Genomic DNA, 25,101 nt, shown 5'->3' on the forward strand with positions numbered 1-25,101 from the left:
CTCGTGAACTACAACCAGATCGCGGCACGCTACATCGAGGCGTGGAACACCGCCGACCCGGCGGAGCGACGGAAGATCATCGATGAGATCTGGGCCGAGGACGGCTCGTACCGCAACCGGCTGTTCGTCGCCGACGGCCGGGACATGCTCGACGCGGTCGCCGGCACCGCCCAGTCGGAGTACGCGGAGAAGGGCCTGTCCTACCGGACCTGCGGCGACGCGTACGGCCACCACAACGGATTCAAGTTCACCTGGGTACTCGCCGACGCCCAGGGCGTGGTGGACACCTACGGCGAGGAGTTCGTGATCCTCGACGAGGCCGGCCGGATCAAGACCTGCTACCAGTTCGGGCTCCGGCCGCCGGCCATCTGAACCCGCGTACGGCCCCGCTCCGTGCGGCTGGATGTTTCACGTGAATCATCCTATTTGCCGGGCAGGGCCACCCGGAAGAGAGGACACGAGCAATGGACTACAACCGGCTCGCCGACCGCTACATCGCCTCGTGGAACGCTGACGACCCGGCCGAGCGCCGCAAGATCATTGACGAGATCTGGGCGGAGGACGGCACGTACGTCAACCGGGTCTTCGCCGTGCAGGGCCGCGACTACATCGACTTCGCGGTGGGGCGGGCGCACGCCGAGTACGCGCAGAAGGGTTTCTCCTTCCGCTCCCAGGGCAACGCCTACGGGCACCACAACGGCTTCAAGTTCGGCTGGGTGATGGTGGACGAGCGGGGCGAGGTGGACACGTACGGCGAGGACTTCATGCTCGTCGACGACAATGGACAGATCACTGTGGACTACCAGTTCGCGATGAAACGCCCCTCCGTGTAGCCACCGCCGGGGCCTGGTGCCGTCACCTGGCCAGGCCCCCGCGCTACCTTTCACGGCATGTCCTTCACCAAGATCTCGCAGGCGCTGGCCTCGGCGAGCGACGAGCAGCTCGGCCTGCTCGTCCAGAACGCGGCCGTGCTGGGCATCGGCGGCGCTTCCGGCGTCGCCGACGTGGACGGCGTGCCCGTGTTCGTCAAGCGCATCCCGCTCACCGACCTGGAACGCTTCCACCCCCAGTCCACGGCGAACCTGTTCGGCCTGCCGCCACACTGCCAATATGGCGTCGGCGGAGCCGGATTCGGCGCCTGGCGCGAGCTGGCTGCGCACCGGCTGACGACCGGCTGGGTCCTGGCCGGAAAAACCAGAAGCTTTCCTCTGCTGTACCACTGGCGTGTGCTCCCCGGTGCTCCCTCAGTCCCGGAGGAGCACGCTGACATCGAGGCCGTCGCCAGCCTGTGGGACGGGTCGCCAGCCGTGCGGAGGCGGCTGGAGGCCCTGGCCGGAGCAACGTGGAGTGTGGCGCTGTTCCTGGAGTACGTGCCGCACAACCTCGACGAGTGGCTGGCGGCCGGCGCGCCCGATCTCCAGCTGGTCGAGCGGGAGCTGCTGGCCGGTACCGCGTTCATGCGGGCCAGCGGGCTCCTGCACTTCGACCCGCACTTCCGCAACGTGCTCACCGACGGCAACCGGCTGCTGTTCGGCGACCTCGGGCTGGCCACCTCCCCGGCCTTCGAGCTGTCGGCCACGGAGCGGGAGTTCGCGGCCCGCAACGCCGGGCACGACGAGGGGTACGTGACGATGTGCCTGGTCAACTGGCTGGTCAGGACGGTGGTCGGCGCTCCGGCGGGCACCACGACAGCCGAACGCTACGCCTACGTGCGGCGGGTCGCCGCCGGGCACGAGCCCACCGGCGTACCGGACGACGTCGCCGCGATGATCATGCGGCACGCGCCACTGACGACGGTGATGAACGACTTCTACTGGCAGGTGTTCGGCGGCAACCCGGCAGCGGAGTTCCCGGCCACTGCGGTCGAACACCACCTCGCTGCCCGGGTGCCTGGGGCCGCCCAGGCTGGTCACCGGCCCGGCTGACCCTCACTTTCGGTGAACTGAGGTGCTCCGCAAGCTCGGTGGATGGCGGCCGTGATCTGCTCCGTGTCAGCAGTGGGCAGGACGGCCGCGATGTGCCCGTCGGGGCGGATGAGGTGCGCACTGCCGGGAGTGGCGGAGAGCAGAGCGGCGATCCGGCCGTCGTCGTCGAGGTGGGGCAGGGCGTGCACCCGGGTCGCGGGGCCGGCCGCGTGGCGGGCTTCCGTGAGGCGGGCCGGGTCGGCCAGCAGCAGGAGGAAACCTGTGCCGATCAGCTGCCGCAGCCGGGTGGGGCGGCCTCCCGCCTGGCACGGGGCATCGGGACAGAGGACGCCTGGCACCGGCGGCCGCGCGGCCAGCGGCCGTTCGTCGAAGGCACCGGGGTGGTCGGGCGGCGTGGTCAGGGGCGAGTGGAGGTACCAGTATGGTTCCGCCTGGTTCCCTGAGTTGACGGCGTCGCGGGCGGCGGGGTCGGTGAGTGCGCGTTCGAGGGTGTCGTGCGCGTGCTGGCGGTCGGCCACGGTCTGCGGGATGAGGAACCGCAGCGTGCCGTTGGTGACGCGCAGGTTCTCCAGCGCCGCAGGGTGACGCTCGGCGTGGTAGCTGTCGAGCAGGGCGGCGGGGGCCTGTCCATGCCAGGTGAGGGCGAGTTTCCACGCAAGGTTGTCCGCGTCCTGCAGGCCCGAGTTCAGGCCCCTGGCACCGTGCGGGATGAACCGGTGCGCGGCGTCGCCAGCCAGGAAGACCACGCGGTCCCGGGCGAAGGACGGTGCCAGGCGCTGTTCGACGTGATAGACGCTGGCCCACCGCACCTCGTACGGCCGGTCGCCGATCACGGCGCGGACCCGCTGGTCGAACCGCCCGCTGGCCCGGTCGGCCGCGAGGTCGAAGCCGGGTTCGACCTGCCAGTCGACGCGCCAGGTCTCTTCCGGGCACTGGTGGATGAGCACCTGCCGTCCCGGGTGGAACGGCGGGTCGAAGTGGAAGCGGCGTTCGCGGGGGAACGGCAGGTCGGCACGCAGGTCGACGATGAGGAACCTGTCGGGATAAGACCGGCCTTCGAAGCCGATTCCGGCGACGTCGCGGACCGTGCTGTGCGCGCCGTCGGCTCCGATCAGGTGGCTGCCCGCCAGTACCCGGGTGCCGGTGTCCACCAGCACGCCGTCCGGGCTGATCGTGGCGTCGGCCACCGGCTCGCCCCAGCGCAGCTCGATCAGTGGTTCCCGTGCGGCCCGGTCCCGCAGCGCTGCCTCGACCTCGGTCTGGGAGATGTTGGCCCACGGCGGGAACGGGCTGTCGCCGGGATCGGGGTATGTGACGGCGCGCAGTTCCTGACCCCGGTAGTAGGTCCGGCCGGTCCCCCACGGCGTCGCGTGCGCCAGGATCCGCCCCGCGCAGCCGGCCCGGTCGAAGATGTCGAACACGTCGCGCTGGAACGCGATGGCGCGGGACCCTTCCGTGTTGGGCCCGGTGCGGGCCTCCAGGATGACCACCGGCACCTTGTGCCGGGCGAGCAGCAGGGCGGTGGTCAGGCCGACGGGCCCCGCCCCGGCGATGATCACCGGGCGAGCAGCCGTGCCCACGTCCCGGTCTCCGCCACGATCAGGCTCCGGTCCAGGTCGTCAGGTCCGGAGCATCCGCACAGCGCGAGCGCGGTCAGCAGTTCCTCGCTGATCATCTCCAGGAGGTGTCCCGCCGCGTCCTCGCCGCCGGCCGCCAGCGCCCACAGCACCGGCCGGCCAGCGAAGACGCCTCGCGCTCCCAGCGCCAGTGCCTTCACCACGTCGGAACCGGTGCGCACGCCACCGTCCACATACACGTCGCACCGGCCGGCCACCGCTGCGGCGATGCCGGGCAGTGCCAGCAGCGCGGGTACCGCGGCGTCGAGCTGCCGGCCACCGTGGTTGGACACGATGACCCCGTCCACACCCGCATCCGCTGCCCGTACCGCGTCGGCGGCGGTCAGCACTCCCTTCAGGATCAGCGGCAGGGAGCTCAGTCCCCGGTACCAGTCCAGGTCCCGCCAGGTCGTCGTCTGGTCGAGCCCGGCGTCGAGGAGCTGTTTCAGTGTCGGCGCGGCAGCTGGGGACTGCGCGCCCAGGTTGACCGCCGCCGCAGGGAACGGCTGCTGGAACCGGTGCGCGCGGTCGCGTGGCCGTACCCCGTGCACCGGGGAATCGGCGGTCAGCACCACTCCCCGGTAGCCGGCGGCCTGGGCCCGCGCGACGAGGCCCGCGACCAGATCCCGGTCCCGTAGCGGGTAAACCTGCAGCCACAGTGGACTGCCGCCCGCAGCGACGGCGATGTCTTCCAGCGTGTGCCCGGCGTACATGCTGACGACCATCAGTGCCCCGTGCCGGCTGGCTGCGCGGGCCACGGCCAGTTCCCCGTCCGGATGCACCATGGTGTGATAGGCCAGCGGCGCGATCCCTACCGGCAGGCCCACCTGAGTGCCCGCGAAACTGGTGGCGGCTGTGACCGCCGAGACATCGGCCAGCACTCTCGGAGCCAGCCACAGACCGGCGAAGCTGGCCAGGTTGCCGCGCAGTGTGCTCTCCCCGCCAGCGCCGCCGGTGATGTAGTCCCACACCGCCGGGGGCGTCACCGCTCTGGCCAGCGCTTCGTACCCGGCCACAGTCGTCGGCCGCACGGTCAGACCTTGCCGAACATCCAGTTGCCGGGGGCGTCGGGATCCGAGCTGGTGTAGAACTCGGCGACGCCGCGCTTGATCTCCTCGACGCTCAGGCCGCCGTCACCGTCACGGTCCATCCGGCCGAAGGCCGAACGGCACTCGTCCTCCGTCAGCTCGGCCAGTCCCGGGAGGTGCCGGAACTCGGGATAGCTGATCAGTCCGTCACCGTCGACATCGGTGATGACGTTGCAGGCCGCGACGACTCTCCCGAACGTCGCCTCGACCGCGTCGCCCTCCTGGAAGTCGGCGGACAGCAGGCGATCACGGAACTCCTGCCGCACGATCCTGCCGTCGCCGTCGGCGTCCGCCCCGCTCAGCGCGGTCCACAGTTCCTCGTAGGCCGACAGCACAGCCTGGGCCCGCTCGTTGTCGTCCGGTACGGAGAAATAGGCCAGGAACCGGCGGGCGATCGACTGGAAGTCAGCGGCCTCCAGGTAGCCGCTGCCATCGGCGTCGAGCATGTCGAAACGCTTGTCGAGCTTGCGAACCAGGAAATCCGGCGCCACTGCGGACATCACGCCACCCCTCATCACGGCGATCCATGCGGGGGGCGATGCGCAGCAAATGTCGCTTCATACGATACCGGTGACCCTCGGACGGCCACGCCGGAACGCGTCAGGCGCTGGCCGGCCGCCGGGGTATCCGGGCCTCGCGAAGATCCACCGTAGACCCGCCGTTGTCGTGATCTCCCCGCGCACGCCGGCTGTGTGCGGGTCTCGAAAACCAGTCTTCCGCTTTTACTGGTGTTACCGGTACGCTCCCAGGTGCGACATTCCGCCCACTCAGCCGACGCTGCCCCCGAACCTCCGGCAGGCCGGTCCGCGCCATCCGAGGAGCCTGCGCATGAGTACGTCCGCGACCGCCTCCGTCGCACCGGCCACCGCCCGGCCCTACCGGGGCACGCTGCTGGTGCTGCTCGCCGCCACGTTCATGAGCGTGCTGGACTTCTTCATCGTCAACGTGGCCGTGCCGTCCATCCAGCGCGACCTCAAGGCGAGCGCGGCGTCGATCCAGTTCGTCGTCGCCGGGTACGCGCTGGCATACGCGGCGGGCCTGATCATCGGCGGGCGGCTCGGCGACATCTTCGGCCGCCGGCGGATGTTCATGACCGGCATGGTGCTGTTCACGCTGTCGTCGGCGGCGTGCGGGCTGGCCCAGGATCCCGGGTTCCTGGTCGGGGCGCGGGTCGTGCAGGGGCTGTCGGGCGCGCTGATGTCCCCGCAGGTCCTGTCGATCATCACCACGACGTTCGACGGGGAGCAGCGGGCGAAGGCCTTCAACGTGTACGGCGTCGTCCAGGGCGTCTCGGCCGTGTTCGGCCAGCTCATCGGCGGCCTGCTGATCCAGGCTGACCTCTTCGGCTCCGGCTGGCGGGCCTGCTTCCTCATCAACGTGCCGATCGGGATCGCGGCCCTCGCGCTGGCTCCCCGGCTCATCCCGGAGTCGCAGGCGCCCGGCAAGCCCCGGCTCGACTTCGGCGGCATGATCCTGGTGACTGCCGCACTGGTCGCCGTCGTGCTGCCGCTGATCGAGGGCAGGCAGGAGGGCTGGCCGGCCTGGGCCTGGCTGCTGCTGGCCGCCGCACTGCCGCTGTTCGCCATCTTCGCCGTGTTCGAGAACGCATACACCAGGCGCGGCGGGTTCCCCCTCGTCGACCTGGGGCTGTTCCGGGAGCGGGCCTTCACGGCAGGGCTGGCGACCCAGGTGGTCTTCTACGCGGGCCAGGCCTCGTTCTTCCTGCTGTTCGCCGTGTACGTCCAGTTCGGGCACAACATCGGCGCCCTCGGGGCCGGCCTGATCTTCGTGGCGATCGGCGCCGGGTACATGGCCACGGCGATGGCGGCCCGGGCTGTCGCGATGCGGCTCGGCCGGCAGGTGATCGCGCTCGGTGGCGTGCTCCGCGTGATCGGGCTGGCGCTGATGCTGGTGACGGTCAGCCAGATCGGCACGACGGGCAACATCGCCTGGCTGCTGCCGGCGCTCGTGATCGACGGAGCCGGCATGGGCTTCGCCGTCGCCCCGCTCGCCCAGACCGTGCTGTCCCGGCTCAAGCCACAGCACGCCGGCGCGGCTTCCGGTGTGCTGACCACGAGCGTGTGGATCGGCGCGGCGCTGGGCGTGGCCGTGGCTGGTGTCATCTTCTACGCGCACACCGACCTCGCCAGGGCGTTCAGCGACAGCCTGGTGTACTTCCTCGGGGTCAGCGCCCTGGTCGTCGTCCTCGTGCAGTTCCTCCCGAAGGCACCGGGAGGCGCGAAGTAGCCGGGGCTCCGGCCCATTAGGCTCTTGCCCGTGAAACTTCTGCCTGCTGCCGATCGCCCCGCCACCCCCTGGAAGAACGGTGGCGGGGTGACCCGTGAGGTGGCCAGCGGGCCGGACGGTACGGGGCTGGACGACTTCGGCTGGCGGGTCAGCCTGGCCGACGTCGCCGCGAGCGGCCCGTTCTCGGCGTTCCCCGGCATCGACCGCGTGATCACGGTGGTGGACGGCCCGGGGATGGCGCTCACCGTGGACGGCGTGCGGACGGTGATCAGCGAGCGGTACCAGCCGTTCGCGTTCCCCGGCGAGGCCGTCACCGGCTGCGAGCTGCTCGGCGGCCCCCTGGTCGACTTCAATGTGATGACGCGGCGCGGCCAGTATGAGCCTGCCGTCGAGTTCGTGCCAGGCGGCCCGGTGGCCGGCCCCGCGCTGATCGTCGTCATGGACGGCTACGACGCCGTGCTCCTCGACCAGGGCGAAGAGTTCACTGTGGACGGAGCCGCGGCCGTCGTGCGGATCACGGCCCTGGCCGGGGACACGCAGCCGTGAGTGCCGGAGACTGGCTGGCCGACACCCGCACGTCGTACGACACGGTCGCTGCCAGCTACGCGGAGAAGATGCGCGGCTACCTCGACCAGCTGCCGTACATGCTCGCCGCCCTGTCGCTGTTCGCCGACCAGGTGCGCGCAGGCGGCGACGGTCCCGTGGCGGATATCGGCTGCGGCCCGGGGCACATCACCGCTCACCTGCGCGGGCTCGGGCTCGACGCGTTCGGGATCGACCTCTCCCCCGCGATGATCGAGGTGGCGCGGCGCGATCACCCCGGCCTGCGGTTCGAGACCGGTTCCATGACCGACCTGCGGCTCGATGACGCTTCGGTCGCGGGCCTGATCGCCTTCTGGTCCCTCATCCACGTACCCGACGAGCTGGTCCCCGGCGTGCTCGGCCACTTCCACCGGGTGCTGCGCCCGGGTGCCCCGCTGCTGGCCGGCTTCCACACTGGCGACGAGACGCGGCTCAAGACCGAGGGTTACGGCGGCCACCCGATGAAGGTGTACGTCCACCGCCGCCAGCCGGACCAGGTGACGGCCTGGCTGCGTGCGGCCGGGTTCACGGTCGAGACCACGATGCTGCTGGGGCTGGACGGCGACATGCCGGGGGCGATCATCTTCGCGAAGGCAGCGGCCTGACCTCACTCCGAGCGGGGCAGGATCACCGCTGACGCGCAGTACAGCACCGCGCCGGCCAGCAGCACCGCCCGGACCGGGAGGACTGTCGCCATCAGCCCACCGGCCAGGATGAACACCGGCTGGGCCGCCGACTGCGTGAAGCCCCACAGGCTCGACACCCGGGCCATGAGGTCGTCGGGCGTCGCGAGCTGCCGGTATGTCGACATCGACGTGTTGACCATGCCGGCGAAGAACAGCACGCCGGTGAAGGCCACCAGGCACATCACCCAGCCGGCCCGGCCCGGCACCGCGAGCGGGATGAGGAACTGCCAGGGTCCGCGCGCCATGCTGGTCCACCAGATCGACCGGACCGCGCCGAGCCGGGTGGCCAGCCGGGGCGCGAGCCGCGCGCCGGCCAGCCCCGCCAGGGAGGGCAGCGCCATGACCAGGCCGAACTCCAGCGGGGTGAAGCGCAGTTCGCGCAGATAGTACACAGTGATCAGTGGTGCCGACATCATGACGGCGCCGGCGAACAGGATCCAGCTCGCGAAGTGCCGGCGCAGCACCCGGTGACCGCTGACGAAGCGCAGCCCACCGGTCAGGGTCGCCCAGCGGGACTCGTGTGTGGCCGGGGCCGGGGGTGCCGGTTCGGGACGGCGGATCGACCGGACGGCGGCGGCGCTGGCCAGGAACGACAGGGCATCGATCAGCAGCGCGCCGAACACGGTGAACAACCCGGCGAGCGCGCCACCCAGCGCGGAACCAGCCGACACGCTCACCCAGCGGGTCGATTCGAGCCGGCCGTTGGCCTCGGCCAGCCGACCGGCCGCCGTGCCCGGCTCGGGCTCCGGCGACCGTTGGCCGGCCAGTGCCGCAGGCTCCCGGGCCGGGCGCAGGATCAGGTCCTTCAGGTGCGCCTGAGCCCCGGCGTCGAACGCGACCACACCGACAGCGTTCAGAGCGGCCACCACGCACAGCTGGACGTAGCTGAGCACGCCGGCCCACGCGGCCACGGGCACGCTGAGCAGTGCGGCGAAACGGAGGATGTCGGAGCCGATCAGCACCGGCCGTTTCCGGCGGAACTCGACAGCCCCGCCCACCGGGAAGGCGAGTGCCAGCACCGTCACCGCTGTCACGGCCGCCAGTACCGATACTTCCAGCGTCGACGCGCCCAGCTCGGTGACCGCGACGATCGGCATCGCCACCGAGCCCACCGCGCTGCCGAACTGGCTGACCGCCGTGCCCGCCCAGAGTCTGCGGAAGTCACCGTTCATCGCCAGCCCCCGTTGATCACCCAAAGTCGATGAGTCTATGCGGGAGGTCAGCGGGCGGCCAGTTCCCGCTCACGGTCGCAGACGGCGCCAGCCAGCGCCCTGGGGTCACACCGGATCAGGTGGTCGCGGATCAGCAGGTGCACGAAGCGGTACTCGTTGTCCACACTGGCCAGCAGGCTGCGGTCCACGGCGAACGTGAGGAACTCCTGCCGCCACGGCCGGGGCTCGCCGACCAGCCCGAGGGCGAACATCGCGAGCGGCCTGACCAGTACCGGGTGCAGCACGTCGCCGAACACCATGCCGGTGATCACGCCGAAGGCCAGCCCGCCGCACGTCTCCAGCACCGTCGCCAGCGTCACGAACGAGGCTGTGATCCCGGCGGTGGCCGCGACGGCGAGGAGGAACACGGCGCGGACGCCGACGCCGTTCATCGGCCTGACCCACCACGCGCTGGCCGAGGCCTTGAGCGCGAGGCTGATCCCGAGCAGCAGCCCGAAGCCGAGGCCTGCCGCCCAGGCGAGGACGAGCCAGCCTCTCGGCCCGTCGGCCCAGATCACCCAGCCGGTGAACGTGAACAGCGGCAGGACCAGCACCGTGACGAACAGCAGGTAGGCACCGGCACCCTCGTCGTCGGCGAACTTCACCAGGACCAGGGCCAGCAGCGGCAGGGTCATGGCCAGGATCGCCACCCGACCAGGCCAGGAGTTGCAGGCCACGCACGCACTCCCACGCCCCGGTGCGGCCGGCCGGCGTGCGGCGGCGGGCCAGAACCTCCACTATGTACGCGTCGAACAGTGCCTTCCTGCGCCCCGCCGTCTCGCCCGGGGCGTCGAGGATCGCGGTGTCCCGGTCGGCGTACGCCAGCGTCATGATGTTGAGCGGGGACGTGAGCAGCCCCCACAGCTCGGGGTCGCCGTCGAGCGCCTCGGCGGCGCCGTGCAGCCGGTCGCCGCTCAGCGCGAAGAAGCCGAGGACCTGTTCCCTGCTGAGCGGCTTGATCCGGACCGCGCCGTAGAGCCGGAGCCGGGCCCGCAGCGCCTCGTAGTCGGCGAGCCGGCTGCACACCGCCATCTGCGGCACCTCGAACTGGTGCTGGAGCAGGTTCAGCTCGTGCACGCACCATTCGCGGTCCTCGCGTGCGACCTCGTCCAGCCCGTCGAGCAGCAGCGTGAGCCTGCCAGCCGCGAGCCAGGCCCGGCCGCTCGCCTCCGGAATGCGGTACCGGCGTTCGAGCTGCCGGACCAGCAGCCCGACGAACTCGTCCGAGGCGGCCTTGGCCTCACGCCGCTTCTGCCAGGCGAGGAGGAACCCGCGCCGGGTCAGCCAGACCGGCGGCGTCCAGCGGACCTTGATCCGGGACGCCGACCAGTCGGCGAGGTCGAGGAGCACCGGGATCGGGCGGGTGTCGTCGGCGGCAGCCTGGGTGACCAGTTCGGTGGCGAGTTCCAGCAGCGCAGAGCTGGGAGGGGCCCGGTCTCGCGGCCGAGCCCCCTCGGCGGGCAGGGCTGTGTGAGCCGGCAGGAGGGGATCACCTGCTGCTCCAGCTTGTTGCCGACGGTGTCGCCAGCCTCGATCCTCAGCGCTGCGAAGCCGTTAGTGGCGCCCAGGCTTCGCGTAGCGGCACGGTTCGGCAGGCGTTCACCGGCGGGCATCTGGGCTTACTCGAAAGGTAAGCATGAGCCTGCTCGCCCGCTTTCCGGCGTGGGTCGCTCGAATTGCGTTGGCATAAGATGCATTACCGTCGATACGCTGCGCGGATGGCTGAGCTCGTGTCGAAGCGCGCACAGGTCGCACGCATCCGGCGTACCGCCGTGCGAGCGCTCGCGGACTACCCGGTCACCGATCCCCACCTGACGTTCATCGCGCACGGCGAGAACACCACGTTCCGGGTGGACTCCGGCGGCGGCCGGTACCTGATGCGCGTGCACCGGCCCAACAGGCACGGCCCCGGCGTCGATTCGCACGCCGCCGTGCGGTCGGAGCTGGCCTGGCTGGCCGCGTTGCGGGCGGACACCGACCTCAGCGTGCCGGAGCCCATCCACACCCGCGGCGGGCGGCCGACGGCCGCCGCCGACGGCCGGGTCTGCTCGCTTCTCGGCTGGCAGGAAGGGAGAATGCGGGCGGCGAACCCGCGTCCCGTGCACTTCCGGCGCCTTGGCGGCGTCCTCGCCCGCCTGCATGAGCACGCTTCGGGATGGGTACCCCCGCAGGGCTTCACCCGGATGCGCTGGGACTGGGAAACCTTCTTCGGCGACACGATGGAGTACGGTGGCGTGTCCGCGGCCGGGTGCTGGGACCTGCTACCGGCGGCCGTGCGCACCCAGTTCAGCGAGGTCGCGTCCCGGATGCGCGCTGTCATGGCGTCTCTGGGTTCGGCGCCGGGCGCCTTCGGGCTGATCCATGCGGATCTGCACCTCGAGAACGCACTCTTCGACGGTGACGTGGTGCGGCTGATCGACTTCGACGACTGCGGATTCGGGTACTGGCTCTATGACCTCGCGGTGCCGTTGTGGGAGTACCGGGACCGGCCAGACTACGAAGAGCTGCGTGCGGCGCTCATAGAGGGTTACAGCCAGCGCCGCGAACCGCCCGATCTCACGCACCTGGACGATTTCCTCGCCACGCGGCATGTGGGGTTCGGGCTGTGGTTCGCGGGTATGGCACAGGTCAACCCGGCGTTTGCCGCTGGGATGGACCGGACGATGGGCTGGATTCAGCGGTCACCCGACCAACTCCTGTGATCGCTTCGCCGGTCACGCGCCTTGGTACTGCCGAGCCGCCGCCACAGCGAGCTTCGAACGGGGTAGCCAGCGTCGCCGCAGAGGACGACGAGGCCTCGCTGCCAACTGGGCAGGAGCCTGAGCAGAGCAGGTACGAGGCACAGCAGTTGTCACCACTGCGCCTGGCCCGATCGCCACCCGGTTGTAGTCGCCTGTTCAAGGACAGAATGCGCCGCCCTGCCGCGCGATCCGCTCACACATCGGCGACCATCAACGAGGGCGGTCGCGGAGTTCGAGGTCCGTCCAGTAGTCCTGGACCGAGTGCCGGCCGATCGCCCACTCCACCTGCGCGACCGTCGGCTCCCCTGCCGCGTCCCGGTCCCAGTCGAGGACCCACAGATCCGTCTCCGGCTCCCACTGCGCCCGCAGTTCCACGCCGTAGTAGTCGGCGTAGTCCGCACAGAACTTACGGACCGCCGAGGCCCGGGCCACCGGGAACCTGGTCGCCTCGGCAAGAGGCGACAGCCCGGGCCCGGCGGCCCGGACCTCGGCCCAGTCAACGCCGTAGATCGTGAGCAGCGCGTCGACGTCCGACACCAGGAACATGGGCACCGCGACCGTCGCGCCCTTCGACCGGCCTGCGGCGGCGGTCCGCTCCATGTGCGGACGGAGCCAGCCAGCCGCGACGCAGAAATCCAGGTCGAGACGACGCACACCCAGCCGCTCGGCGGCACCGTCGAGTGTCACCATCGGGCCGGCGACGTCGACGGGCTCGGCGGCCAGAGCCTCAAGGTCCACAAGGGCGTACCTGCCGAGCGGGCCAGCCGTGATGCCCTTCTCGGCGGTGATCCGCTGGAAGTCCTCCCTGTTCCAGCCCAGCAGCTCCAGTGCGCCGCTCGCCGACTTGCTCTCCGCCCGCCAGGCCTGCCGGCGCTCCACGACCTCCGCGATCGCTTCCTTCGTGAGCCGGTCGAGATCATTCAGCCGGAAGATCGGGAAGCCCCTGTGCTCACCGGTCGGGGTGAGCACACCGGCCGCCACCAGGTCGTCGATGTCACTCGGCTTGACTCGCAGCCCGGTGCGCTCCGACAGCCGCTCTGCGGACCGGTGACTGCCAATCGGGGACGTGGACACCCTGGCCTGCTCGTTTTCGCTCACGACCTACGGTAACCACCCAGGCGCGCCCCAGCGGCCCCGGGCCATGCCTCGCCGAGGCCAGACCCGGCCAGCACTGCCGCCTGGGCGGTGCCGGAAGGTGAACCTGGGCGACACGGCGCGCCCGGTGACCGAAGCGCCTGTACTCCAGAGGATCGAGGCTGGCGACACCGCGACCGCCTGGCCGGGACCTGGCACCAGCCGGTCAGCATCGACCAGCGGCAGTACCTCGGGACCGCCCACCTCGGAACCTGAATCGCTCGCATGACCCCTCCTGAAACGGCTATCGCCCGCACCAACTCCGGTCGCGGCGATCCGATTCCCGTCGCGGCGAGGTGGCGTAGCCATGTCGACATGTACAACGGGGAGGCGCTGATTGTCCTCGGAGACCTTCACGCGACGGCGGTCAGCGCCGATGAGACGGCCCACGTCATCGTGGCCGGCACGTTGATCGCGCGTTCCGTGTGGAGCGAGGGCAACGTGCTGGCCGGCGATGTCGACGCCCAGCTCGTCTACGGTTCCTACCAGGCGGGCACTCTCGGAGTCAGCGGCACACTGCGTGCCTGCCTTGTGGTCAACACCATGCACGGTTTCGACGCGGGCGCCATCGAGGCCGGCTTCGTCTTCGACGGCGACACAGGGTTTCTGTCGCCGCAGGACGAACAGCAGCTCCACGAGCTGGCCACACGCGTACCGCAGTCCGTGGTTCGCGCGGACGGACAGGGAAGCGACATGGTCGGGCGCGTGGACATGCGCGAACTCATCCGGCACGTCAACGCGGGCGGCAGCCCCTCGCCTGAGGGCAGCGCACCGCTGGTGGATGAGGGACAAGCGATCAACACCATCGATTCGCCGGCCGGTCTCCACAGGGGAGTGATCGCCGGCTGATGGAGCATCGCCGGAATCAGGCCATTGACCTGGACCGCTGGCAGCTCTTCGGCGGCGTGGAGCGGCACGGGAAAAACATGAGCTTGACTCGCGTATGTGCCGGCGGTCACCATCACCCAGATGAATGCCTACCGCGGGGCGCGCACAGGAGGTTCACATGAGACGGCATCGCAAGGTCCTGTCACTCGTGGTGGCGGTGCTGGCCACCATCGCGCTCACCGTCGGCGCCCCACCGGCGTCGTCGGCCGCGCCGAACTGGTGGGAGCCGCCGAACCGGCCGAGTCCCGACAGCGAGATCGGCGCGACCGGTGCCCCGTTCACCGGCACCGAGAACGGGGAGGTCCGCGGCTTCGTCGACGGCCACAACCACGTTCTCGCCAACGAGGGCTTCGGCGGCAGGCTGATCTGCGGCAAGGCGTTCTCGCCCGCGGGCGTCGCCGACGCGCTGAAGGACTGCCCCGAGCACTACCCCGACGGCACGGGCGCCCTCTTCGAGAACCTCACCGCCGATCCGGACGGGCACCACGACCCGGTCGGCTGGCCGACTTTCAAGGAATGGCCGACCCACAAGTCGCTGACGCACCAGCAGAACTACTACGCCTGGATCGAGCGGGCGTGGCGCGGCGGGGTACGCGTCATGGTCAACGACCTGGTGACCAACGGCGTCCTGTGCGCACTGCCGATCATGCCGAAGGACCGCGGCTGCGACGAGATGGACGCGATCCGGCTCCAGGCACGCAAGTCCTGGGAGATGCAGGACTACATCGACGGTATCTACGGCGGCCCGGGCAAGGGCTTCTTCCGGATCGTCACCAGCCCGGAGCAGGCCCGCCAGGTGGCGAAGGACGGCAAACTGGCGGTCATCCTCGGGGTGGAGACCTCCGAACCCTTCGGCTGCAAAATGATCATGGACGTCGCGCAGTGCAACGAAGCGCAGATCGACGCCGGGATCAGCGAGCTGTACTCGCTCGGCGTGCGCAGCATGTTCCTGTGCCACAAGTTCGACAACGGCCTGTGCGGCGTGCGCTTCGACTCGGGCAGCATCGGCCAGGTCCTCCAGGCCGGCCAGTTCTCCTGCTGTGCCACCACGTGGAACACCGAGGTGTGCGCGGGTCCGCAGCAGGACAACCCGATCATTCCCCAGGACCCGGCCAAGCGCTGCAACACCCGAGGGCTCACCCGGCTCGGCGAGCACGCGCTGCGCCGCATGATGGAGCGGCACATGATGGTCGAGATCGACCACATGAGCGTCAAGGCGGCGGGGCGCACCCTGGACATCCTCGAGGCGGAGAAGTACCCGGGCGTGCTGTCCACGCACAGCTGGATGGACGCGGGCTGGACTGAGCGGGTGTACAAGCTGGGCGGCTTCATCACCGGCTACGACAACGCCTCGGAGAGCTTCGTCGCCGAGTGGCAGCGCAACAAGGCCCTGCGTGACCAGTACAACGTCGGCTACGGCTTCGGCTCCGACATGAACGGTGTCGGCGGCTGGCCCGGACCGCGCACCGGCGCGCCCAACCCGGTCGTCTACCCGTATCGCAGTTTCGACGGTGCCACGCTCATGAATCGTCAGAAGACCGGCGACCGGGTCTGGGACATCAACGTCGACGGCGCCGCCCACTACGGCCTGATCCCGGACTGGATCGAGGACGTCCGCATGGTCGGCGGGCAGGATGTCATCAACGACATGGCCAGGGGCGCGGAGTCGTACCTGAGGACCTGGGAGGCCACCGCCGCACATGGCCTCAGCACCAACCTCGCCCGCGGAAAACCGGCCACGGCCAGTTCGGTGGAGTGGAACCCGTTCGTGAACTTCCAGCCATCGCAGGCTGTCGACGGCAACCGCGGCACCCGGTGGTCCAGCTCCTGGAACGACGGGCAGTGGTGGTATGTCGATCTCGGCTCCGAACAGACTGTCGGCCGGGTGACCATCGACTGGGAGCCCGCATACGCGTCCGAGTACCGCATCGAGCAGTGGAGTGAGGCCAGCCAGGCCTGGCAAACGGCCTGGTCGACCACCGCCGGACGCGGCGGCGTCGAGACCGCACGGTTCCAGCCGGTCACCACACGCTGGGTGCGGTTCTACGGCGTCAAACGGGCCACCCGCTACTGCTTCTCGTTCTGGGAGTTCGGCGTCTACGCCTCGTAGCGGTTTCTTTCAGATCCGAGCGAGTGTGTGGCCTCCGCTATGGATGGCCACACACTCACTTTTGCGGCGCGGCTTCCATCGCTGGGAACGGTGTCGTTCCACATGATCGGGAACGTCGGGCGCCGAGCCGGGGTCACGGGCGCGGACCAGCTCAAGTCGATGTTTGCCACCCGAGGGCTGTCAGGCACCTCGGTTCGTGATCAGGCGGACTGTTGCTGCCAAGTCAGTCGGCACACCCTTCCCAGGAGGGATCCTCTGCAGGAGGCTGGCCAGTCCGGACCAGGCCGCCAGCGCCCCGCAGGCGGTCAGGACCCGGGTACGACGAGGCCTGACTGGTAGGCCAGGACGACGGCCTGCGCGCGGTCCCTGGCACCGATCTTGGCGAGGATCCGTTTCACATGCGTCTTGGCCGTGGACTCGGCGATGGCGAGCGTGGCTGCGATGTCGTCGTTGGAGTGGCCGAGCGCGATCAGCCGGAGCACCTGGGCCTCCCGTGGCGTGATCCGGGCGAGGAGCTGGCCCGGCCCGGGTGTCCCCGGCTGGCTGCGGCGGACGAAGTGCTCGACGAGGTCCTGGGTGACGGCCGGGTCGAGCAGTGCCTCACCGGCCGCGACGGTCCGCACCGCGTCGATCAGGCGCTCCGGGGAGGACCGCTTGAGCAGGAACCCGCTCGCTCCGGCCCGCAGCGCACCCCACACGTACTCGTCGTGCCGGAACGTGGTCAGCACGAGCACCCGGCTGGGCAGCCCGGCCGCCACGATCCGCCGGGTGGCCTCGATGCCGTCGACGCCGGGCATCCGCACGTCCATCAGCACGACGTCCGGTACCAGCTCGTGGCAGCTGTCGACTGCCGCCAGCCCGTCGCGCGCCTCGCCGGTCACCGCGATCCCCTGGGCTGTGCCGAGCACGGCGCGCAGCCCGGCCCGCATCAGCGAGTCGTCGTCGGCCAGGAGTACCCGGATCGCGGTCACGGCAGCGGGAGCAGCACGCGCAGCCGGAACCCGCCCCGTTCACCTCCCCCGTGCTCGACCGTGCCGGCGAAGACCGACGCGCGTTCGGTGATGCCGAGCAGGCCACGGCCCGGCTGGTACCCGGGTTGCGGGCCGCGCCCGTCGTCGGACACGTCGACTTCGAGCTGTTCCCCGCTGTCGCGGACCGACACGGCCGCCGTGGTGGCCCGGCCGTGCCGGAGGGCGTTGGTGAGTGCCTCCTGGACGATCCGGTACACCGACAGGCCGAGGCTGTGCGGGAGGCCGTCCGTGCCGGGGGCGACGTCGAGCGTCACGGCCAGGCCGGTCTCGGTCATCCGCTGGGCGAGCCGGGGCAGCTCGCCGAGGCCGGGGTGCAGGCCGCTGTCCGGGCTGGCCCGCAGGACACCGAGGACACGGTCGAGGTCGTCGAGGGCTTCGCGGCCGGTGCGCTCGGCGCTGAGCAGCAGGTCGCGGGCCTGGCTGGGATCGGTTTCCAGGATCAGGCGGCTCGCTCCGGCCTGCACGACCATCACGTTCAGCGTGTGCCCGACCAGGTCGTGGAGCTCGCGGGCGATGCGGGCCCGCTCGTCGGAGATCGACTCGCGGCGGAGCACGATCCGCTCGGCCTCCAGCTGTTCCCTGCGCCGCGCGTTCCCGTAGCCGGCGGCCCAGGCCAGCAGCCACACGAACAGCACGCCCGCCGGGGCGCTGGCCATCACCTCGAACCGCGCGAAGTAGGCCACCACGCCCGCCAGCGCGATGACCGGACCCCACCAGGCCCACCGGCGCGCCGAGTAGTGGCCGAGGAAGAACAACCCCATGAGATTCGTGTACGGGGCCACGAGGCTCGGCGGCAGCAGCCACACGTCGGCGAGCAGCGCGGCCGTGCCGCACAGGTAAGCCAGGACCGGCAGCCGGCGGCTCAGGCCCAGGCTCCCGGCCAGCGCCACGCTGACCAGCAGCGCGAGCGGCCACCGGCCGGCCAGGTCGCCAGCGGTGACCACCCGCTCGGTGAGCAGGAGGAGCAGCGCGCCGCCGGCCAGCCCCAGCTGCCGTGGTACCCGTCGGAACATGCCGCCTAGCCCACCACACTCGCGTGTTCCTGGCGAGTGGCGGTTCTCAGCGCCCTGACCGTCACTCCCCCAGCGACGAGCAGCACGACGACTCCGGCCACGCTCAGCGCCCCGATCGGCAGGCCCGGCTCGGTCCACGGCCGGCCAGCGTAGGCGGTGACCGACACCCCGGCGAACAACGCCCCGTACCCGGCGATACCGAGCAGCATCGTCCCCAGCCGCCCCCTGGCCGTCAACGTCCCGAGTTCGAGCAGGATGGCGAGCGCCGCCAGGACCTGGAACCCGTGCAGGCCCACGGCGTGGGCGAGCCGCCCGCTGCCCTCTGTCCCGATGACCACCTCGTGCGGTACGCCGCCCGTGGCCGTGACGACCTGCTCGCCGAGCGCGGCCAGGTCCGCCCCGATCTTGCCGGCGGCGAGCGTCACGAGCAGCCCGGCTGCGGCTCCGGCCCGCGCGGCCGCCGAGCCCCTGAACTGCACCGCGACCCGCACGAGCTGCACGATCAGCGCGAGGACGACGGCGAACACCGTCTGCGCCATCAGCCCCCACACGATCACGTCGAACCCGGGGCCGGGGTTGAAATGCGAGGGCACGCCGCGCCACGCCTGCATGGTGATCAGGGCGACCTCGAACACCGACCCGCCACCGAGCAGGCCCACCGGTATCCAGCCCCACCGCCGCTCGGGCAGTCCCCGCTGTACCCAGGCCGCCGACAGCAGGGTCAGCCCGAACGACAGGCCGAAGATGGCCGGCTTGCGCCAGGACACCGGCCCGGCCCATGATCCGTCCACTGTGGCCAGCAGGAGGTGCGGGAGGCCGGAGGCCACGAGCAGCCACCCGGCCCAGTACAGGAATCGCTGTTGCGGGGTCTGGGGGCGCACAGCCTGCCAGCAGGCCGGGACGAGCGTGGTCACGAAAGACTCCTCCGTTAGGTCTTCCGCGCACGCTAAGCCCACTGAGCAGCGAAAACGTCCCCCTGCGAAGGTCAGCGGGCCTACACCACCGGAGGTACGCCACCCCTGAGGGACCCTGACGGACATCGGAGTTGATCACTGTTCCGTGTCATCATTGCGCCATGATGGACACCGAGATCGCCAGCCGGATCGACCTCGACGAGGACAGCCTGTTCGAGCTGCTGTCCCGTGAGCTGACTCTCGGGGTCGGCCCGCAGGACCCGGCCGCACGCCGGGCGTTCGGCCGAGCCTGGTTCACGGCGAACCTCGGCCGGCTACGGGCTGCCGTGTGCGGGGCGCCGGCCATCACGGCGTTCCGAGCCGACAAGGCCGACGTGGCCACGACGATCTCCGCCGTCGCCGACCTGGTCGCGTCCGTCACCTCAGCCCCGGCCGCGTGCACCGTCGCCACGCTCCTGGTCAGGTACGGCCTGAACAGGCTGTGCGGAGGCGGGCCGGCATGAGCGGGGAGGCGGCCCGGCTGTTCGCGATGCTGGCCGAGGGCCTGGGGCAGGAGGTGCATCCGGAGACCGTCGACGCGTCGCGGCTCGCAGGCAACCTCCGCAGGCATGTCGACCAGGGCCTGTGGGCACCCGAGGAATGGCCAGAGCTCGCCGAATTCCTCGCAGGCACCAACCACCGGATCATCGGAGATCCCGGCCGCCAGTACAACCACTCCCTGTGGGAGGCCGTCTGCCGGGCCTACCGCCGGATCCGTCCCGACGCGGTCACAAGCCAGACGCTGGACACGATCCTGGTGGAGACGCTGTCCTCCGGCGTCCCCGGCGCGTTCAGCACCCGGGCAGGCGACGAGTACCTGATCGTGGTCGACAACTTCTTCCACGACTTCCTCTACCACCTGGTCAAGCTCATGGTCGTGGCGTGGGACCCGCTGCCGGCTCCTGGCACCGCCGATCCGGCCTGGCGCCCGGCTGGAGCCCCGCGAAACCTGCGGGAGGGCCGGCTGGAGATGGCCGCCAGGTCACTGCGCGTGGCCCTCGGGATGATCCGGCGGAACGGGCGCATGAGCCGCCCGGTGCAGGTACTGCTGCCCACCGCCATGAGCCTGCACGCTGGCGACTTCACCGATCGGGCGCAGTACTTCATCCTCGCCCACGAGGCAGCCCACATCCTGCTGGGGCACCACGCGGCGGAAGGACGCCGGCTGGGTGTCGGCGGCGTGGAGGTCAGCGCGGGGCAGTGCGACCACTCGCACGGCATCGAGGAGGCGGCCGACCTCCTGGCGGCCCGCGCCCTGATGGAAATCGAGTGGGACGACGAGAACCCGCTGTCCCGCGAGTTCCTCGCCACGCAGAGCGCGCACCTGTTCCTCGGCGCGCTCCACCTGTACGAAGAGGCGTACTACATCGTCCCGCCGGTGAGCCATCCGCACCCCATCACCCGGGTGAACAACGTCCTGCGGAAACTCTCCGTCCGGGCGGACAGCCCGCGTGAGCTGGTGCACCCGATCTTCGACGCGCCGATCCTGAACACCTTCGAGCGGCTGGCCCTCGCCTCGGTCAGTGCCGAGATCCACGAGCGGCCGTTCGACGACTACATACGCACCATCGCCGGCAGCCCCCACTTCCACGTGGACGATCCCGGCAGCCACGAACTGGCCTATGTGGACATCCTGGAGGCCGCGCACATCGGCGGCCAGCTCGCCAACGTCCTCGCCCTCATTGCTGAGACCCTGGCCGAGCCGAGGGCGCTGAGGCGAGCCGTCCGCGCGCTCAGCGAGCCGCTCGCCGCCCTGGCCGCCGAGCGCCCGCCGCCGGAGGCCCTCGCCCATCTGGTCAAGGCGGAGTTCGGCCGGCGGATCGTGCTGAGCGACACGCCGATCTTCGTACAGCTCCGGCAGAACTGGCAGCCTGAGCCCGGTACGCCGTTCCACTCGTGGGCCGCGGGCCTGCCAGGGTTCTCCGATCTGGTGCTCGACACGTGTACCGAGTTCGTCTCCGTGCACGTGGCGCGCAACGGGCCCGACGCTCTCGCCGTCCTCACCAGCGAGGCCGAGCGCGTGGTCGAGGAATGGCTGACCGGGCCATAGCCTCGTCAGCCGTGGATCAGTGCCCGATCAGGGGCGGCTGCCAGACTGGGTACAGAAAGAAAACAGCAAGGAACTGGGAGAGGTCCCCGTAGTGGCCTATCGGGATCTGGGCTCCGGCCCGGAGGGGTCGCAAGACCCCCGCAGGTTCGAATCCTGCCCTCTCCGCTCGTTCACAGGTGGCCGGCGGTGTGGAGCTGGAGCAGCAGGGCGCCGATGTTCCACGCGTCGTCGGCGCCACTGTGGTGCCTGCCCTCCAGCGGCAGGCCCGCGATGCCGAGTGCCCGGGACATCCCCGGCCGCTTCTTCAGGCCGTGCGCCTCGGTGAACAGTTTCTTCAGGTTGATGTGCCGCTGCCCGAAGGGGTACGTGCCCCGGCCGCGGCACTGCCGTTCGAACTGGAGCCGGTCGTACTCACCCCAGCTCACCCACCGCCGGGTCAGCGAGTCGGCCTCGGTGCGCAGCAGCGCGCAGGCCTCGTCGAAGCTCACACCAGAGGCTGCCTGGGCCGGCGTGATCCCGGTCAGCTCCGTGCAGAAGGCGCTCACCTCGGATCTGGCCGGCCGGACGTAGATGCCGCGCTTGCTGACCCGCTCGCCGGCGGCGAGGTCCACCACGCACAGCCCGATCTCGATGATCTCGCTGACCTGGCCGGGCGGCGGGTCACCGGTCCAGCAGGTGGCTTCGACGTCAATGACATTGATCAGGTTGTCGTTCACGACGTGATCGTAGGGACCGCGCCCTCCCGCTGAGAACGATTTTTCGTGTGGCTGCTGCCATCAGCCACCTGGCGACAGCGGCAGGGTGTAAAACGTGCCGCCCTGACCGCGCAGGGTGTCGAGGCGATCCTGGTGCTGTTCAGTCCATGCCTCACCCGGCACTGCGAGCGGCACTCCGGGCGGGTAGGCAACCACGAGCCTGTCCACATTGCCCTCAGTCAGATGGTCGGGGCAATCGGGCACGGGCCGATTGACCCGGCGTGCGATGAAACGCAGCGCGTCCAGCAGCCGGTCGACCTGCTGAAGATCTGTGCCGATGTGAATATTGAGCAGGAAGCCTCCTGGCAGCGTGCGCGACACGTAGATCCGATGGTCACGGAACAGCCGTGTCCGCATCTGTTCGCCGTTGAGGTTGAGCCCCGTCGAATCGATCCGCACCTTCGTCGGATCCACCGCGAAGTACCCCTGGCATCCGGGATCGGTAGCCGAATACGGATCGGTCGTCGAATATGCCTTGAGCTTCGGATCAACCGCGATGGTTTCACACACGTACCGGGCGAGTTCGATCGACCTTCGGACAGCTCGCTCGCCCTGGGCCTGAGCATGCGCCCGAGCCAGATCCAGAGAAGCCAGAATCGGAATGCTCGGTGAGGTCGAATGCCGTCCGTACAGGCTGGTACGCACCGAGGCGACCAGCTGCTCGTCTCCGAGAACATGCAGGTAGGAACCCTGCCTGGCCGCACTCATCGACTTGTGTGCCGACTGCGTGACCAGAATCCCCGCCCGCTCGCGCCCGATGTCCAGGTTCGCCGCCGCCGAAAGGCCGCTGAACTGGCGAAGTTCCCCGTGGAAAGCGTTGATCGCCGACCACGCCTCGTCTACCAGGAAGCTCGTCGTTTCCGGCGAGGCCTCCCGGCAGGCGGCCAGAATCGCGGGCACGTTGTACAGCACCCCGTCGTAGGACGAACCCGCCAGTACCACCGTGTCATACGGGACACCCGCCTGGACCGCCTCCCGCATCTGCCGGAGCATCCCCGGCACATCCAGCAGTGGCTGGCGTACTGGATGACGAACGTCCAAGCTGGGCGCGTATTCAACCGAGGCTCTCGCACGGGCAGTCGCGACGTGGAGCGAGTGGTGCGCTGTCCTGTCCACCAGAAAGCGGCGGCCGGCACCGTCCCAGGTGTCTACGGCCACCTGGTTGGACAGGGTCGTGCCGCAGGTTCCGAAGAACGTGTGCGTGCTGCCGAAAGCCTCGGCGGCCAGCTGCTCGGCGAGCTCCAGCGGGCCTGACGGATAGAAGAAGGTGTCCAGCACCTCCCCGGAGTAGGTCATCTCGGAGGCAAGGAACTCCGGTCCGAAAATCTGCCAGTACTTGTCGCGGAGCCGGCCACTGTCCCGGACGCTCTGGCCCTGAGACCACGGCAGGGCATGGAATGACACGATGTCAGCCGCCGGCCGACCGGCGGACTGCACGCGCAACACAGCGTCGGCGAACGGCGCATAGGTCTCGTCATGCATGGACCGGGCCAGCAAGCGCTCGGTAGTCGACCTTCCCGCTGCTGTTCCGCGGCAGGGAGTCGAGCCGTGCCCAGCGGCGCGGGAACATCGCAGCCGGCAGCCTTTCGCGCACCACCGCATAGAGCACTTCCTGCCCGACGGTCGCCTCGGCCACGTAGTGGACAGCCAGCTGCCGCTGACCGTTGTGCTGTTCTGCGACCACTGCGCACCATTCCACACCCGGGACCTGGGTCAGTACGGCCTCGATCTCGTCGAGTTCGATACGCACACCCGCGATCTTGACCTGACGATCGGCTCGGCCCAGGCAGTGAGCGAGGCCGTTCTCGAATCGGGCGAGATCCCTGGTGCGATAGAGCCGCCCGGTCGGCGAGTCCGGATCGAAGGGGTCGGCAAAGAAGGCTTCCCTGGTCAGTTCTGGATCATCCAGGTACCCCAGGCCGACGCCGGCCCCGCCGACAAAGAGTTCGCCTGTCTCTCCTGCGTCAGCCGGGCGCCACGCTCCCGCCTCGTTCACCAGCAGGTACAGCACGGCGTTGGGGACAGGAGTTCCTACCGGAATCTGAGGCCGGTCCAGGTCCGTGCCTTGGCAGCGGTACAGGGACACGTCGTCCGAGCACTCGGTCGACCCGTAGGCGTTGTACAACTCCACACCGGGGAAGACCTCTGCCACCCTGGCTGCCAGCCCCGTGTCGAGCTTCTCCCCTGTCGAGATCAGGCATCGCAGGTCGGGGAGGGCAGCTGAGTGTTTCCTCGCTTCACCAGCCAGCCAGCCAATCACCGTGGGGACAAGTTCCGCCACCGTTGTCTGGGTCCGGGCAAGACATCCGGCCAGGCGCCTCCCGAACTGCGTGTCGGCCTCGGAGACGACCGCGACGGTGCCTCCGACCAGCAGTGCGGCGAGCATCTGCCAGATGGAGATAACGTACCCGGGTGAGGCGCTGAACCCGATCGTGTCCGACTCACTGAGGCCGAGAGTCCGGACCATGGACAGCAGATGATTGACCATCCCCTGGTGGGTGGCCACCGCGCCCTTGGGCTGGCCCGTGCTGCCTGACGTGTAGATCACGTAGCGCGGTTCATCGGGCTCCGGGGACCGCGGCACAGCCGGCACTGACGGAGGAACCTCGCTGCCGGGTGCGGCGAGCAGGGAAACCCCGGCCTCGGCGCAGGCTGACGCAAGCGTGCTCGCGCAAGCCCCTGTTGCCCGGAGCCCAATCGCACAAAAGGGCTCCGATCTGCGGAGCACACCGGCAATCCTGGCGGCTGGCCAGGCATGATCGAGTGGCAGGTAGACGGCACCGATGCTCTCCACCGCGAGGAAAGCCGCGATGATGTCCACCCCGCGGTCACCGGCTACCGCCACCCGGTCACCCTCACCGCATCCCGCGTCCAGGAGGATCGTCCGGAACTGCCAGGCCCGATGGCACAGACCCTGGTAGCTCACCTGCCTGTCGTCCGCCAGCACCGCTGTCCGGTCAGGTTCGGCTGCGGCCCGGCGCGTCACCTGTGCGGCGACACCGGCCCAGCTCATGTCAAACAGAACCGGATTCCGCAGCGCCCGTTCCACTGCCAGGCGCCCGGTCCCCTCA

At 69.9% G+C, this 25,101-nt stretch carries 23 protein-coding genes and 1 tRNA gene; 12 read left to right on the plus strand and 12 right to left on the minus strand.

Features of this window, described 5'->3' with window-relative positions; translation table 11 throughout:
- Window positions 1-3 precede the first annotated feature (3 nt).
- From A3G1_RS0104955 to A3G1_RS0104965, 3 genes are all read left to right on the plus strand, one after another.
- The gene (locus tag A3G1_RS0104955; RefSeq protein ID WP_018348362.1) at window positions 4-372 is read left to right on the plus strand and encodes a hypothetical protein; all 369 of its coding nucleotides are present in this window, start codon (window positions 4-6) and stop codon (window positions 370-372) included.
- Between the two features lie 92 nt (window positions 373-464).
- Complete coding sequence (locus A3G1_RS0104960) at window positions 465-833, plus strand: hypothetical protein (RefSeq protein WP_018348363.1); 369 nt, start codon at window positions 465-467, stop codon at window positions 831-833.
- Between the two features lie 57 nt (window positions 834-890).
- Window positions 891-1,925 (plus strand): BUD32 family EKC/KEOPS complex subunit, encoded by a 1,035-nt coding sequence (locus A3G1_RS0104965; protein WP_018348364.1) that lies wholly within the window; start codon window positions 891-893, stop codon window positions 1,923-1,925.
- Here A3G1_RS0104965 and A3G1_RS33195 read toward each other — a convergent pair.
- From A3G1_RS33195 to A3G1_RS0104980, 3 genes are read right to left on the minus strand one after another with little or no spacing between them, the layout of a single operon-like run.
- Window positions 1,910-3,505, minus strand: coding sequence for an FAD-dependent monooxygenase (locus A3G1_RS33195; protein ID WP_018348365.1), 1,596 nt, complete (start codon window positions 3,503-3,505; stop codon window positions 1,910-1,912). The two genes, A3G1_RS0104965 and A3G1_RS33195, sit on opposite strands and share 16 nt — an antisense overlap.
- Window positions 3,481-4,572, minus strand: coding sequence for an alpha-hydroxy acid oxidase (locus tag A3G1_RS0104975; protein ID WP_245563447.1), 1,092 nt, complete (start codon window positions 4,570-4,572; stop codon window positions 3,481-3,483). The genes A3G1_RS33195 and A3G1_RS0104975 overlap by 25 nt, the downstream gene beginning before the upstream one ends.
- Window positions 4,573-4,574: 2 nt before the next feature.
- Complete coding sequence (locus tag A3G1_RS0104980; protein ID WP_018348367.1) at window positions 4,575-5,129, minus strand: EF-hand domain-containing protein; 555 nt, start codon at window positions 5,127-5,129, stop codon at window positions 4,575-4,577.
- Window positions 5,130-5,457: 328 nt separating this feature from the next.
- Between A3G1_RS0104980 and A3G1_RS0104985 the strand changes: the two genes are divergently transcribed.
- The 3 genes from A3G1_RS0104985 to A3G1_RS0104995 are packed head-to-tail and all read left to right on the plus strand — an operon-like array spanning window position 5,458 to window position 8,063.
- Window positions 5,458-6,876, plus strand: a complete 1,419-nt coding sequence (locus A3G1_RS0104985) for an MFS transporter (RefSeq protein WP_018348368.1) — start codon at window positions 5,458-5,460, stop codon at window positions 6,874-6,876.
- A gap of 30 nt (window positions 6,877-6,906) precedes the next feature.
- Window positions 6,907-7,422: a HutD/Ves family protein gene (locus A3G1_RS33200; RefSeq protein ID WP_040477659.1), complete on the plus strand. Its 516-nt coding sequence runs from the start codon at window positions 6,907-6,909 to the stop codon at window positions 7,420-7,422.
- A complete protein-coding gene (locus A3G1_RS0104995) occupies window positions 7,419-8,063 on the plus strand; it encodes a class I SAM-dependent DNA methyltransferase (RefSeq protein ID WP_018348370.1) in 645 nt (214 codons plus the stop codon). The genes A3G1_RS33200 and A3G1_RS0104995 overlap by 4 nt, the downstream gene beginning before the upstream one ends.
- A gap of 2 nt (window positions 8,064-8,065) precedes the next feature.
- On the opposite strand, the gene A3G1_RS0105000 is transcribed toward A3G1_RS0104995, so the two are convergent.
- Both A3G1_RS0105000 and A3G1_RS0105005 read right to left on the minus strand, forming a co-directional pair.
- Window positions 8,066-9,340, minus strand: coding sequence for an MFS transporter (locus A3G1_RS0105000; RefSeq protein WP_211216223.1), 1,275 nt, complete (start codon window positions 9,338-9,340; stop codon window positions 8,066-8,068).
- A 23-nt stretch (window positions 9,341-9,363) separates the two neighbouring features.
- Window positions 9,364-10,005, minus strand: coding sequence for a hypothetical protein (locus A3G1_RS0105005; RefSeq protein WP_018348372.1), 642 nt, complete (start codon window positions 10,003-10,005; stop codon window positions 9,364-9,366).
- 1,068 nt (window positions 10,006-11,073) lie between these two features.
- Here A3G1_RS0105005 and A3G1_RS0105015 point away from each other — a divergent pair.
- On the plus strand, window positions 11,074-12,057 hold the full coding sequence (locus A3G1_RS0105015) for a phosphotransferase enzyme family protein (protein WP_018348374.1): 984 nt from the start codon (window positions 11,074-11,076) through the stop codon (window positions 12,055-12,057).
- A 249-nt stretch (window positions 12,058-12,306) separates the two neighbouring features.
- Here the strand turns inward: A3G1_RS0105015 and A3G1_RS38155 are convergent, their stop codons facing one another.
- Window positions 12,307-13,194 (minus strand): hypothetical protein, encoded by an 888-nt coding sequence (locus tag A3G1_RS38155; RefSeq protein ID WP_018348375.1) that lies wholly within the window; start codon window positions 13,192-13,194, stop codon window positions 12,307-12,309.
- Window positions 13,195-13,455: 261 nt separating this feature from the next.
- Between A3G1_RS38155 and A3G1_RS0105025 the strand changes: the two genes are divergently transcribed.
- Entirely contained in the window at window positions 13,456-14,079 is a 624-nt protein-coding gene (locus tag A3G1_RS0105025) for a hypothetical protein (RefSeq protein ID WP_157640917.1), read from the plus strand.
- 157 nt (window positions 14,080-14,236) lie between these two features.
- Window positions 14,237-16,228 (plus strand): galactose-binding domain-containing protein, encoded by a 1,992-nt coding sequence (locus A3G1_RS0105030; protein ID WP_018348377.1) that lies wholly within the window; start codon window positions 14,237-14,239, stop codon window positions 16,226-16,228.
- Between the two features lie 305 nt (window positions 16,229-16,533).
- Here the strand turns inward: A3G1_RS0105030 and A3G1_RS0105035 are convergent, their stop codons facing one another.
- Genes A3G1_RS0105035 through A3G1_RS41120 form a run of 3 tightly spaced genes read right to left on the minus strand, consistent with a single transcriptional unit; the run spans window position 16,534 to window position 19,186 of the window.
- Complete coding sequence (locus A3G1_RS0105035) at window positions 16,534-17,199, minus strand: response regulator (RefSeq protein WP_018348378.1); 666 nt, start codon at window positions 17,197-17,199, stop codon at window positions 16,534-16,536.
- Complete coding sequence (locus A3G1_RS41115) at window positions 17,196-18,272, minus strand: sensor histidine kinase (protein ID WP_018348379.1); 1,077 nt, start codon at window positions 18,270-18,272, stop codon at window positions 17,196-17,198. Before A3G1_RS41115 ends, A3G1_RS0105035 begins: the two co-directional genes overlap by 4 nt.
- 5 nt (window positions 18,273-18,277) lie before the next feature.
- Window positions 18,278-19,186, minus strand: coding sequence for a hypothetical protein (locus tag A3G1_RS41120; protein ID WP_018348380.1), 909 nt, complete (start codon window positions 19,184-19,186; stop codon window positions 18,278-18,280).
- 161 nt (window positions 19,187-19,347) lie between these two features.
- On the opposite strand from A3G1_RS41120, the gene A3G1_RS0105050 reads away from it, so the two are divergent.
- The 3 genes from A3G1_RS0105050 (at window position 19,348) to A3G1_RS40330 (ending at window position 21,440) form a co-directional block, all read left to right on the plus strand.
- On the plus strand, window positions 19,348-19,689 hold the full coding sequence (locus A3G1_RS0105050) for a hypothetical protein (RefSeq protein ID WP_018348381.1): 342 nt from the start codon (window positions 19,348-19,350) through the stop codon (window positions 19,687-19,689).
- Window positions 19,686-21,275: a hypothetical protein gene (locus A3G1_RS0105055; RefSeq protein ID WP_157640918.1), complete on the plus strand. Its 1,590-nt coding sequence runs from the start codon at window positions 19,686-19,688 to the stop codon at window positions 21,273-21,275. Before A3G1_RS0105050 ends, A3G1_RS0105055 begins: the two co-directional genes overlap by 4 nt.
- Window positions 21,276-21,351: 76 nt before the next feature.
- Window positions 21,352-21,440, plus strand: a tRNA-Arg gene (locus tag A3G1_RS40330).
- A 5-nt stretch (window positions 21,441-21,445) separates the two neighbouring features.
- Here A3G1_RS40330 and A3G1_RS0105060 read toward each other — a convergent pair.
- From A3G1_RS0105060 to A3G1_RS33230, 3 genes are read right to left on the minus strand one after another with little or no spacing between them, the layout of a single operon-like run.
- The gene (locus tag A3G1_RS0105060; RefSeq protein WP_018348383.1) at window positions 21,446-21,991 is read right to left on the minus strand and encodes a 3'-5' exonuclease; all 546 of its coding nucleotides are present in this window, start codon (window positions 21,989-21,991) and stop codon (window positions 21,446-21,448) included.
- 60 nt (window positions 21,992-22,051) lie between these two features.
- Window positions 22,052-23,512 (minus strand): aminotransferase class I/II-fold pyridoxal phosphate-dependent enzyme, encoded by a 1,461-nt coding sequence (locus tag A3G1_RS33225; protein ID WP_018348384.1) that lies wholly within the window; start codon window positions 23,510-23,512, stop codon window positions 22,052-22,054.
- Entirely contained in the window at window positions 23,505-25,079 is a 1,575-nt protein-coding gene (locus tag A3G1_RS33230; RefSeq protein ID WP_051110430.1) for an amino acid adenylation domain-containing protein, read from the minus strand. Before A3G1_RS33230 ends, A3G1_RS33225 begins: the two co-directional genes overlap by 8 nt.
- Window positions 25,080-25,101: the final 22 nt, after the last annotated feature.

It is taken from the genome of Longispora albida DSM 44784, from assembly GCF_000379825.1.
Lineage (GTDB): Bacteria > Actinomycetota > Actinomycetes > Mycobacteriales > Micromonosporaceae > Longispora > Longispora albida.